At 56.4% G+C, this 12320-nt stretch carries 7 protein-coding genes; 2 read left to right on the top strand and 5 right to left on the bottom strand.

From position 1 onward, the window contains the following. The first annotated feature begins 67 nt into the window (after positions 1-67). Together DS906_RS14035 and DS906_RS14030 are read left to right on the top strand one after the other, a co-directional pair. Positions 68-1933: a PAS-domain containing protein gene (locus DS906_RS14035; RefSeq protein ID WP_233494796.1), complete on the top strand. Its 1866-nt coding sequence runs from the start codon at positions 68-70 to the stop codon at positions 1931-1933. Then, complete coding sequence (locus DS906_RS14030; protein WP_113790766.1) at positions 1933-2631, top strand: response regulator transcription factor; 699 nt, start codon at positions 1933-1935, stop codon at positions 2629-2631. Before DS906_RS14035 ends, DS906_RS14030 begins: the two co-directional genes overlap by 1 nt. 71 nt (positions 2632-2702) lie before the next feature. On the opposite strand, the gene DS906_RS14025 is transcribed toward DS906_RS14030, so the two are convergent. From DS906_RS14025 to DS906_RS14005, 5 genes are read right to left on the bottom strand one after another with little or no spacing between them, the layout of a single operon-like run. Continuing rightward, the gene (locus tag DS906_RS14025) at positions 2703-3974 is read right to left on the bottom strand and encodes an HlyD family type I secretion periplasmic adaptor subunit (RefSeq protein WP_255415409.1); all 1272 of its coding nucleotides are present in this window, start codon (positions 3972-3974) and stop codon (positions 2703-2705) included. A gap of 22 nt (positions 3975-3996) precedes the next feature. Further along, on the bottom strand, positions 3997-6144 hold the full coding sequence (locus DS906_RS14020) for a type I secretion system permease/ATPase (protein ID WP_113790764.1): 2148 nt from the start codon (positions 6142-6144) through the stop codon (positions 3997-3999). Further along, complete coding sequence (locus DS906_RS14015) at positions 6132-7487, bottom strand: TolC family protein (protein WP_113790763.1); 1356 nt, start codon at positions 7485-7487, stop codon at positions 6132-6134. The genes DS906_RS14020 and DS906_RS14015 overlap by 13 nt, the downstream gene beginning before the upstream one ends. A 2-nt stretch (positions 7488-7489) precedes the next feature. Continuing rightward, positions 7490-8296, bottom strand: a complete 807-nt coding sequence (locus tag DS906_RS14010) for a SapC family protein (RefSeq protein WP_113790762.1) — start codon at positions 8294-8296, stop codon at positions 7490-7492. Positions 8297-8356: 60 nt separating this feature from the next. After that, on the bottom strand, positions 8357-12265 hold the full coding sequence (locus DS906_RS14005) for an Ig-like domain-containing protein (protein ID WP_233494794.1): 3909 nt from the start codon (positions 12263-12265) through the stop codon (positions 8357-8359). Positions 12266-12320: the final 55 nt, after the last annotated feature.

Below are 12320 nucleotides of genomic sequence, written 5' to 3'. Positions count from 1 at the left end.
GATCCGGTGTTACGCATGTGTCGCGGGGAGGATGGATTTGGAAATAACCGAGCAACAGATAAAATCCATGACGACGGCTGGCCTGAATCTGATCGGCCAGGCCCTGTCAATTTATGACAGCCAGCTTCGGCTGGTGGTCAGCAATCGACCGTTTCAGACGATGTTCGATTTGCCGGACCATCTCGTTCAGCCCGGCGCATTGTTCAGCGACACAATCCGACACCTCGCATCCAGCGGCGAATACGGCGATGTCGATGATGTCGAAGCGGCTGTCAATCTGCGTGTCAATCAAGCTCTGACCTTCGAATCTCACTATATCGAACGTGTTCGGGCCAATGGCCAGGTCATATCGGTCGAAGGGGCCCCTCTGCCCAAAGGCGGATGGGTGGCGGTCTACACGGACATCACCAATACCAAACAGGCTGAGGCCCTGTTGCGTGCCCGTTCCGAAGAGCTGTCTGGTCAATTGCTTGACCGGGCAGAGGAGCTGTCAGCAGCGAACAGAAAACTGGCCGCAACAAATTCGGCGCTGGAAGAAGCCAAACGCCAATTAACCGAGATCGAAGCGCGCACCCGTATGACGACCGAGATGATGCCGGCCCATATTGCACATCTGGATGCCGAAGGCCGTTACGATTACTCCAACCGGCGGCTAAACTCGGTCATGCCAGGTCGCCCGTCCGAGATTTTGGGTATGCATATTTCTCAAGCGTTGGGATCTGTCGCTTTTACACGCGTCCAGGCGCATCTGAAAAAGGCCTATGCCGGGGAAACCTCCGTTTTTGAATTTACCGAAGATCAGGATTCCAGGCGCATTCGCGTATCCTTCACACCTGATGGCGAAGGTGGTGTTTACATCATGTCCGTCGACATCACCGAGGAAACGCAAGCGCGTGTCGCGCTGCAACAGACCCGCCGCCGCGCAATGGCCGCACAGATGACAAGTGGGTTGGCGCATGATTTCTCGAACCTGTTGACCATTATTCTGGGCATGCAGTCTCGGTTGGAAAAGATGGAATTGCCGGAAGACGCCCGTGAGCTGATCGACGCGACCAAGCAGACAGCGCGCAGGGGTGGACAGTTGCTGAATCGCATCGCCGACATGACGGGTAACCGGACACCTCAACCCAAAGCGACGGACATGCGCGGATTGCTCGAGGATTTGCGCATCCTGGCCTCTCCCTCCTTGCCGCGCGGTGTCGGCTTGTCGGTCGTCAATACATTGCCGGACAAAGCCCTTATGCTGGATCCCGGGATGGTTCAGGACGCCTTGCTGAACCTCGTGCTAAACGCGCGCGATGCTTGTGGCGAGACCGGGCAGATCACAATTAGCGCCCACACAATCGCTGAGATCTGGACCGAAATCGCAGTGTCAGACACTGGCCTCGGGTTTTCGAAAGATGCGTTGGACAAGGCCCTGAACCCATTTTTCACAACCAAAGGCGACAAAGGGTCGGGTCTTGGTCTGCCGATGGTCTACGACACGGTCAAGCTGGCCGGCGGAGACCTGAGTTTGCGCAATACTCCGTCAGGTGCATCGGTCATTTTGCGCCTGCCGTATCGAACAGCCCCGCCAGTACAGGAAGGGTTGGTCCTGTTGGTCGAAGACAGCGACGATCTGCGCAGTCAATTCCGCGATATGTTGGTCGACATCGGGTTTGCAGTGATTGAGGCGACATCTTGTGACGAGGCCATCGCCCTGGCAAATGATGTCAAAGACATTGCTTTGGTGCTGTCCGATATTCGCCTTGAAGGGCAGGAGACGGGTTTGGATCTTTTGGCAAAACTGGAGCCCGCCTTGCCCCGTATCCTGATGACATCCTTGCCTTATGCCGATCCGTTGTATCGCGAGGCGCTGAAACGTGCGCCGGTGCTGCGGAAACCCTTCACCCGGGCGCAACTGTCCGCCCTAATCCGTGACGAGGCTGCCTGATGACCCAACCGCTGGTGACCATCGTCGATGATGAGCCGGAGATACGGCGCATTCTGACCGACGCGCTTGAAGAAGCAGGCTTTCGCACCCAGAGCTTCGCGCGCGCGCGGGAATTCGAAGCGTCGCTCAAACGGGTTACGCCGGACGTATGTTTGGTTGATTTGTCACTGCCGGATACGGACGGATTGGCACTGGTCCATCGGCTGGCACTGGAGCAGGGAGCTTCGGTGATCATCATATCCGGTCGCGCGCAGGTACAGGATCGTGTCACCGGGTTGGAATTGGGGGCGGATGACTATATTACCAAGCCGTTCGACCCGGCCGAAGTTGTGGCGCGCATTCGGGCACGGTTGCGGTCCCCCAAGGCGCAGAACACACAGTCTGACGTGGCGCGTTTCAACGGCTGGACGGCCTATTTTGATCGCTACATCCTAGAAGACGGATCCGGCGCCGAGACCCCGTTCAGCCATGCAGAGGGCGAAGTTTTGAGGCTGTTTCTGGAAAGTCCCAAGCGATTGATCAGCCGCACTCAGATGCAAGATGCTCTGGGTGGTGCTGCCGGCGACAGTTTTGATCGTGCGATGGATGTCAGAATTTCCAGGTTGCGGACCAAACTGGGCGAAGACCCCAAAAACCCTCGCCTGATCAAGACAATTTATGGTGCCGGATATATTTTTTTGGGTGATGTTGAATGGTAGGCAATGGTCAAAACGACGCCCTGCCGCGTTAAAACTTGAGGTGCCAACTTGTCGTTTGGCTCTGTGCTTAATTATTCGCGCAGAGCGCGATCCTTGATCTTGATTACGGGTTGCAAAAGGTAGTCCAGAACCGTTTTTTTGCCTGATAAGATATCCACTTCGGCAATCATCCCCGGGATGATCTCAACGGCTACGCCGCTTGCGTCCAGAATAGCGTGACGTGTCTGGATCTCGATGACGAATACCTCTTCATCATTACGTTCGGGCCTTGTCACAGTGTTCGCGCCTATGCGGGTGATCTCACCATCCAGCGCGCCGTAACGCGCAAAGTCATAGGCCGTAATTTTCACCTTAACAGGCTGGCCTGCGTGTAAAAACGCGATATCTTCGGGGCGAACATAGGCCTCGACCAGAAGCCTGTCGTCCAGTGGAACAATCTCGATCAGCTCTTCGCCGCTGCGTGCCAAACCGCCAATCGTTGTCCGGTGAACGCGATTTATGATTCCCCGCACGGGTGATCTGATCTGTGCGCGATCCGCGCGGTCTTGCAAGGCCGGTAAGGACGGCCGAAGTGCTGCGAGTTCGGATGTCGAGACCGCAAGGTCGGTCAGAGCTGCGCTCCGGAACCTGCTATGTGCGGCTTGAATACGATCGTCGATTTCTTCCAGTCCGGTTTTCAACCTTTTGGTCACTGCAACTGCACGGACCTTGCGACCCTCCCATTCAGCGGAACTGCGGCGCAGCGACAAAAGCGTTGTCGCAGGCTCCATCCGTTTTTCCACCAAGGGGGTCATGATGGCGCGTTCTTCGGCCAGAATCCCAAGCGTCTCTTCGGCCGTCACCTGGTCCGCCAGTCCTTCCTCATACTCGCGATGTCGCTGCTCACGCTGTCGCTCCAGAATGGCGATTTCAGCAGCCAGTTCCGCTTGCCGGCCCTGATACAAAGCAGTTTCCGAACTTACGACTTCTGGCGCACCTTCAATAAGCTTTCCTGAGAAGATAAGTTGGGTGCCGTCAATCTCTGCCTGCAATCTTTGGGCACGAGCCATCAATCCAAATGCGCGCTGTTGTTCCTGGCTCAACTGGCTGTCGATCTGAGTTGTGTCGAACTCCATCAACAGTGTTCCCTTGTCGACAACCAGCCCTTCCGCGACGTGCAAGGATTGCAAAACTCCGGGTTCTGTTGCCTCGATCAGCTGAACGTCCGCCGACGGCACAATCCGGCCATCCACTCGCGTCACGTCGTCCAGTTCCGTCATATAGGCCCAAAGCCCGGCGGAGATGAGACAGGCAAGGATAACAAGCAACAGGAGAGATCCCCCCAACGGAGATTTCCCCCGCATTTCTCTTGCCATCATGGCAAGGTCAGGATGCCGCGACATTCAGATGCCTCCCTGTTGCGCGCGCGCGCTGGGTCAGCATGCTTTTTGGGCCGTCTGCGCCGACCCGACCGCGTTCGACCACAATGACCCTGTCGACCAGATCAAGCAGGCTGGTCCGATGTGTGACGATAACCATTGTGGCGTCATTGGTTTCTTGTTTCAGTCGCTTGATAACCTCGGCTTCAGTCTTCACATCCATTGCACTGGTCGGTTCATCCAACAGCAACACTGGTGGGCGTCCAATCAGCGCGCGGGCAAGCGCAATGGCTTGACGCTGGCCGCCCGATATGCCTTCGCCACGTTCAGCCAGTTGTTGGTCATAGCCGTTGGGGCATTGCGCGATAAAATCTTCAACCCCGGCCACCTGGCCCGCTCTGATCAAATCTTGATCCCTTGGCCGGATCGCGCCGCTGGCAATGTTTTCGCGAATTGAGCCGGAAAAAAGCCAAACGTCCTGCAAAACTGAACCGACATTGCGACGTAGGTCGCCAGGGTCAATCTGACGGATATCGACCCCATCCAGCATTACCGAACCGGTCCTCGGCTCGAATAAACCGAGCATCAGACGCGCGATGGTGCTTTTCCCTGATCCGATCGCGCCCAGAATGGCAACTTTTTCACCTGGTTCTATGTCGAAAGAGACACCTGAAAGGGCATCATCGGCTTGTTCGGGATAGGCAAAATGCACATCCTTGAATGAAATGCGGCCTCTAACATGCGGTCGACTGATCCAGTTGCGCCCTTCGGGCCGCTCATTTTCTGCCTGCATCAATGCGTTCAGATTTCGATACGCGCTGCGCGCCTGGTTCACACGTGTGAGTGTCTGGGCAAGCTGCCCCAGTGGCGCCAGCGCGCGTCCAGTCAGCATTACGGACGCGATTAGCGCACCCATACTCGCCTGCCCTTCGGTGATCAGGAATACGCCGAAGAAAACAATCAGGACTTGCGCCGCCTGTTGCGTGAAGCCCGTCAGATTCAATGCGAATTGGGTAACTGTCCGGCTGCGGATTCCATGCGAGGACTGGCGCTCGATTGCATCTTCCCAGCGCGCCCGCATTTGTCTGGCTGCTGCGGTTGTTTTGATGGTTTCAAGACCGGAAACCGTCTCGACCAGAACGGATTGTTTTGACTGACCGTCCGCAAAACTTTTTTCGGCCAAACGCGATAACATTGGTTGCACTGCCAGGCCCGCAATCAAAACAATCGGAACGGCGAGGGCAGGTATCAGCGCCAGGGGTCCACCAACGAGGTGAATGACCAATATAAAGAGGGCGATGAAGGGCAGGTCCACGAGGGCTACTAGAGTTGCCGACGTAAAAAACTCGCGCAGAGTTTCAAATTCGCGGATCGTGCTGGCCATTGCGCCGGTCGATCCGGTCCGCGATTTCATTTTGATGTTCAAAACCTGGTCAAAAACGCGCCGCCCCACAAACATGTCGGCCTTTTGCCCTGCCCGATCAATAAAGCCGGCGCGCAAGAGTTTGAGGGCGAAATCGAAAGAAAGGGCAAGACCAACCCCTGCGGTTAGTGCGATAAGGGATTCCGTCGCTTCATTCGGAAGGACCCTGTCATAGACGACCATGATGAAAACGGATGTGGAAAGGCCCAGGAAATTCGCTACCGCCGCAGCAAGCACCACTTGCGCATAGGACCAGCGGTTTGCCAACATGGCCGACCAAAACCAATGCCCGGATGCGGTCTTGTTTCGATCCGGCGATTCCTCATTGTGGCTGCGCCGAAACAAAAGTGCGTAGCCGGTGTAGCTTTTCCCTAAAACTGTTTCTTCAACTTCCCCGATGCCTTCACCCATCTCAGGGTCGAAAATCAGAAGAAGGCCGCTCTTAGTACGCCCGTGAAACACAACTGCTTTGTCGTCCTCCAACAAAAAAATTGCTGGGACCAGTGTGTCATCGAAATCCGCAATTTTTCGCGACCCAAATCCCGCCTGCAACCCGGCATGGCGGGCCACTTCAATTGCATCGCGCTGGGTCAAATGGCCTGTGGTGCCGGATTGCGCAGCGTGAAATGCCCCGACCGTGAGTGAGCGATCAAGATGCGCGGCGACGTGCAGCAGGCAGGTTTCCAACTGAGAAAGCTCTTGTTTAGGTGTTAAAGGTTTTAACGCGGCCATGAATCTTCACCTGTGTTTGCAATTGAAATACCGAGATAATCCAGGATGTCCCCGGTCAAACTGAGGGCGGCGTAGTTTGTGAGGAAGAAGCTTTGTTCCGCCAAAATCAGCCTTTGCTGTGCGTTCACATAATCTCGCTGGGCATCCAGTATCTCGACCAGGCTGCGTCGACCGATGGTGAATTGGGCCCGTGCAGCTTCAACGCTTTCGGCGTTGGCCTGGGCAGCCAAACGAGCCGCTTGCAAGCGAACCGCACCTGCGTCCTGATCTGATCGAATGAACTCTAACTCGCGGCGGATTTCTCGAATTAACGTCTCGCGGGCGAATTCGGCCTCTTTTACCTGAGCTTGGGCAGCAGCTATGGCGGCCTTACGTTGACCGGTGCTGTCCAGTTCATAGTTAACGGACAGGTCGACACCGAAATTGGCGTCATTGCTGTCATCGCGATCTGCAAAAGCCGCGATCTCTACACCTGGCTGCCGTTGTGCAATGGCTGCGGTTTGCTCGGCCTTTGCGACTACCAAGGCGGCATTCGCATGTCGTACTTGTGGGCTGTCCAAAACGATTTCCGATTCCGTTCTGGTCAGCTTGGGTGCCGCGACCGGAGCGGTAAGTGTCCCCGGAGGTCGCCCGAATATTTCCTGGTACTGTGCCTCTGCCCTGTCTGTCCGAGCTTCTGCATCGGCAAGCTGCGTACGCGCGTCTGCCATACGCGAGCGCGCAGTCAAAACGTCGGCACTCGACCCTACGCCCTGCGCGTTACGTTCAGTGATCTGGCGCACGATCTCGGCGTGCACCTCAACGTTCTGGGCCGAGATTTCCAGGATTTTGCGCCGATCAAGGACCACAACATACGCTTCGATCGCGGCAAGGGCCAGCGCCGCTGCGGTTTGCAACTGACCGCCCCGACTTTCGAGGACGCGAGCCTGAGCCGCAGCCAGTTCGCCTGACGCGGCGCCTCCATCATAGACGAGTTGCGAAACGCGCAGATACGGGGTGAAGTCTGCAATATCGGAATTCACACGCTGTGATCGCGCATTGATGCCCATTGATACGCGAGGAAGGAAAGCACCCTTGGCCGCATTTTCGTTAGCGTCTGCGATTTCCAGTCGTGTCGCGCTTTGCGCGAGGTTTGGGTTGGTTTCGACAGCCGTCCGCACCCGTTGACCAAATTCGCTTTGCGTCAGGCGTGGAATGGGGCGCTGCGCGCCAGCCCCAACAGAACCTGCTGACAGTGAAACCTCTACGCCCGTAAGGTCGGGTGGAGGTGCGCAAGCCGCCATTAAAGGAATACACAGGCAGGCAAGATACTTTAGGCCACGGTTGCAGCTGATCAGAGGCATATTCACACCCCACCAGCCACTAAAAGTTCGTCATTTTGCGCGTGTGCCATGGCGGTAAGGAAACGGGAAATGTCTGAATTTTCGGTGTATTGCTTTTGAAGTTTTGGCTTTGCCAGCTGCTCCTGTGCCTGCGACAGCCAAGAAATGTGTGATAGTGATACTTGGTGGGCGTGCAGCAATTGAATTGCACCGACATCGAACAATGCAAGCTTCTCTGTCTGCGAAAGAGCCTTCAGGCGTCGGACATTCAGGACCAGAAACCCCGTCGGCAGCGCGACGTTTTCGTTGCTGGCCATTTGTTCGAAAAGACCCATCCCCTGAATGACGTTACACACGGATCGAATTTTCTTGGCTGATGCCTCTCGTGCTTGGATAAATCCGAGGATGTTTGAAAGTTCAGCGGGCAACTCACCAGCGTCGGTAAAGAACGGTTCGTCCTCTGGAGTGTCGGTGACCAGACCAGAAGATTCATCGACCAGAAGTTGCGGATCACAATCCGTATTACTCGGCAAACCTGCTTGAAAGGGCGGGCACCGCAACGCGGACGGAATGTAGGTGGCCAACCATCGGCCATCGTCGGACACAAAAGGGGTTTGTGCGTCCGGGTTCAGTGACAATAGTGCTACAGGTTCAATTTCCCCCCCGGTTTCGCGAAACATTACCGGATACGTGGCCGCGACGAGCAGAATCTCTTTCTCGACAATCGAGCAAGCCTGCTGGGTTTCCGCAAAGTGGTAAGATGAAAAACGCTTCCAGTATTTGTCACCGTGCCGCTCATATGTGACTGGAAACAGGCCATTCTCTGCCATTTTCGATTCCTTGGTGTATGGAATGGCTGCCGGTTGAAAAACCGGCAGTCCGTGTTTTGATCAAGCCGTTGCTCCGGTAGGGTCGGCGATCAGGATATTGTCTTCGCTCAAGCCGCTCAGGTCGTCCAAACCCGAAAAATGCGCCATGGTTTCAACGGTGGCTGCAGTCGGCGATGAATAGTCGGCTCTGACCAGAACGCTGTCGTCTCCATCTGTCGCGAGTACGTAGATTTCGTCACCGGCTTGAAGTCCCGTCAAACTTTCAACGACAGTTTCGATGGTATTGATCGACAGGTCGGCCAGGACCGTGGTCAAGCCGATGACGCCCGTGTTGGCACCAACCGCGCCGCCTACATTTAATGTCTCAACGTCCGTGCCATCGCCGCGCAAAGTAGAGTGATCGAGGCCACTGAACATTAACGCATCTGCGACATCCGCTGCCGCGCCGAGTGAGAAGCCGGTGATCGTGTCCACCCCGTTGGCCGCAGGAGCGGCTTCGAACACAACAACGTCGCGACCCGCGTCCGAGACATTGATGGCGTCGTCGCCGTCCTGACCACGAACAAAGCTGTCCACATCGCTGGCGACCAAAGTGTCATTTCCATCAGTGCCGATTATGACGGTTGTCGGACCCCCATCCGGGGTGGTAAGCGAAAGTTCAACCGGTTTGCTGGGGTCCTGAACGGTCATGGTGAATGTCACCAGGGGTAGGTTCAGATCCGTAAAGCTGGTCGCGACACCCGCGAAGTTGACCACGGAGCCTCCAACTGGGTTGGATAGATACAGACCAAAAGCCCCGTTCCCAACATCGGATCCTGCGTCGAATGTCACAACTGACGGATCAAATCCCAACTCAACCGTCATCGCTAGCCCACTGGAAACGTCGCGGTCAGCGTCTGCGAAAACTTGGTACGTGATTGTCGAACCGCTCCGACCCGCTTCTGCAATGACATATGCGCCCGGTACATGCGCCGTCGCCTCACCGGTTGCAGGTAAAGGATCAGGGCCGCCTGAAACCGTTGCCTGAGCCTGAAAGTTCAGGTCATCACCGGCTGAAAAACCTGTGAAACACGACGCCGGAACTGTAAGCGACCAGTTGCCATCGGCTGCGACATTGGCGGTGCCGACCGAGTTACTGTTGAGTGTTACGTTCACCGCTTGGCCTGCGGCGAGGCCAACGGATGTTCCAGACACAACAACACCGGAACTCTGCGCGTCGCTGAGTGAAACTGAGCTGTTTGTCCCTACAGAATTCAGGTCTAACAGCGGTCGGAAATCCGTGGCGAGCGTTGTGGTCGCCGGGCTGGCGCTGTTGCCGGCCTGGTCACTGACCGTTGCCGAAACGGGGAAATTTGTACTGTCCGCCAACCCGGAAAGATCCGCTGCAGGTACAGTGACCGACCAAGTGCCACCAGTGGCGACACCGGTATATGGTTGACCATCCAGCATGACGGTGACTATTTGCCCTTCTTCCGCCGATGTCGCCCCGGAAATGGACAGATCGCTACCCCTTTCGGAGACGTCCAGAACCGATCCGACAGCCAGAGGGTTGATCGTCACGGTTGGTGCTGTGAAGTCTGTTCTAAATCCATCACTCGCGCTCGCGTTGTTACCAGCCGTGTCTGAAACCGATGCATTCACACTGTAAATTTCGTCGTCTTGCAGGCCATTTAGGCCGGCCGCCGGCGAAACCAACGTCCAGGAACCGCCACTGACCGTTGTGGTATTGCTCAGGTCAACAGTGCCATCTGCTCTGACGATTTCCACGGTGATGGTGGTGCCGTCCGGGGCATCGGACGTGCCTGTGACGATCAGATCTGTACCACGCTCCGCCAAGTTCATGACCGGGCCATCGGACAAATTGGTGATGGTGATGGAATGAGGCAAAAAGTCGGTGTCAAAACTGCCAGTTGCTTGTGTCGCCGGGTTTCCGGCCGCATCTGTCACGTCTGCAGTCATCGGGATTGTTGCGCCATCGGACAACGCGGTCAGATCAGCCGCTGGCACAGTCGCGCTCCAGACCCCGCCAGAGACCGTGCCGGTATAATCCTGGCCGTTTAACAATACGGTTACGGTCTGTCCGTCCTCTGCATCAGTTGACCCGGTGATTGTCAGGTCTGTGTCACGCTCAGCGGCATTCAGGACGGCACCATCGGAAAGCCCATCGATGCTCAGGGTTGGGGCGGTGACATCCTTGGACACGGGTGCATTCGCCTGATTGGCAGCGAGCCCGTCCGCATTGGATACATCTGCGGTGATGGTGAACGCGCCCCCGTCTGCCAATGCTCCAAGGTCGGCCGCTGGGATGGTCACCGACCAGCTGTTGCCAGATACTGCACCGGTGTAACTTTGGCCGTCCAACATGATTGTCACCTGCTGGCCGTCTTCCACGTTCCCGGTAATTCCCGATACCATCAAATCCGAACCGACGTTTGCCGCGTTCACGGCAGACCCAACCGATAGCGGCGATATGGAAATTGCGGGGCCAGTCAGATCCACCGGAACCGAGGCTGTTGCCGGAACCGAAGTGTTTCCTGCTGCATCGCTGACAACGGCCCGTACCGACGCCGGAGTACCTGAGGGCAGATTTGCAAGATCTGCGGATGGAACAGTGACGCTCCAACTACCGTCAGAGGCGGTTGTCGAATAGGTCTGCCCCCCGAATTCGACCATAACTGCCCGGCCATCAGCTGCTGTTGTCGATCCGCTCAGCTCCAGATCGTTCTGAACGTCAACCAATTCGATTTTGTCGACGGGGAGAGGATCCAAGGTAACGGTCGGCGCCGTAAAATCAGTCTCAATGCTGTCACTGATCTGTGCTGCCGGGTTCCCCGCCATATCTGAAACATCTGCGGTCAACACGATGGTTTCCCCATCCGGCAACGCGGCAAGATCACTGGCAGGCACGGTGACGACCCATTGCCCATCGGCTAAGGTGCCAGAGTATGTTTCGCCGTTCAGAGTGACGGTCACGGTCTGACCGTTTTCCGCGTTTGTCGTCCCGGAGACGGTCAGATCCGTTGCACTTTCCTCCGCATTTATGACCGCACCGTTCGACAAACCGGAAATTGTCAGAGTAGGGGGGATTGTGTCGATGTCGTAGGACACAGTCTCGACCGAAAGTTCTTGCCCACCGCTATCCAAGTGGCGAACCGTGACGTTCTGAACACCTTGTGGCAGACTGGCCGCTTCGACGGCTGTCAGCGAAATGCTCCAACTTCCATCGGGATCAAGTGGCACGGATTTGACCAAAGACCCGATCGTAAGTTCCACCGTTTCGGTTCCATCCGGGACACTGATATTGGCCTCTGTGCTGCTGAACGCAGTGGATTGCGCTTGCGCGAGATTCAAAACCTGAGGCGGTGCCGGCGGCGCGGGTTGAAAATCACCATCGTCTCCACCGCCGCCACCGCCGGCCCCCGCCGCGGCGGCGCCAGCCAGGCCCAATCCGCCCAATGCAGCGCCGACGCCACTAATGCCGCCGCCCGCCGCGGCGGCACCACCTGCTTCGGCAGCCAGGCTGAATTGCGCAATTTCACTCACGGCATTTTCGGCGATCATGATTGCGCCACTGTCCAGAACCTGAACGTTTTCCGCGGCGACAATCATCGAACTGCCATCAATCATCTTCAGCAGAACATCCCCGTTTTTCAGCAGCTTCACTGACTGAACGCCGGGAATCGTTTCTGCAAACTGATAGGCATAAAGCTCTTCTATCGTTGCCTGCGCCAAGGCGGGAAGCGCCATGAGAGTCGAACCAAGCCCCCCGGCAATACCGCGCCCAACCCAGCGTCGCATTTTGCCATCAATCCACCGGCGAATGTGGTCCTTGCGACCATTGTCTGATCCGGGTTCTGCAGTTTTGGCTTTGGGATCATGTTCTTTGGTCATCTTACCCTCACATGTGATGTCTGTGTCCGCCTGGGTGGGCCAGGTTTTGTTCATCAGTCTTTCGAGTTTGTGACTCATGCGGTCGGACCAGGAAAAATTGTGTTAAACTGAAACCGAACTCCTCGTTTTCACC

Source organism: Ruegeria sp. A3M17 (assembly GCF_003318255.1).
In the GTDB taxonomy this organism is placed as follows: Bacteria; Pseudomonadota; Alphaproteobacteria; order Rhodobacterales; family Rhodobacteraceae; genus Ruegeria.
This window is presented reverse-complemented; position numbering and strand designations above follow the sequence as displayed.

Coding starts and splice junctions, on each gene's coding strand:
- DS906_RS14035 (WP_233494796.1), top strand. CDS start 68: ATGACGACGGCTGGCCTGAATCTGATCGGCCAGGCCCTGTCAATTTAT.
- DS906_RS14030 (WP_113790766.1), top strand. CDS start 1,933: ATGACCCAACCGCTGGTGACCATCGTCGATGATGAGCCGGAGATACGG.
- DS906_RS14025 (WP_255415409.1), bottom strand. CDS start 3,974: ATGCGGGGGAAATCTCCGTTGGGGGGATCTCTCCTGTTGCTTGTTATC.
- DS906_RS14020 (WP_113790764.1), bottom strand. CDS start 6,144: ATGGCCGCGTTAAAACCTTTAACACCTAAACAAGAGCTTTCTCAGTTG.
- DS906_RS14015 (WP_113790763.1), bottom strand. CDS start 7,487: ATGCCTCTGATCAGCTGCAACCGTGGCCTAAAGTATCTTGCCTGCCTG.
- DS906_RS14010 (WP_113790762.1), bottom strand. CDS start 8,296: ATGGCAGAGAATGGCCTGTTTCCAGTCACATATGAGCGGCACGGTGAC.
- DS906_RS14005 (WP_233494794.1), bottom strand. CDS start 12,265: ATGAGTCACAAACTCGAAAGACTGATGAACAAAACCTGGCCCACCCAG.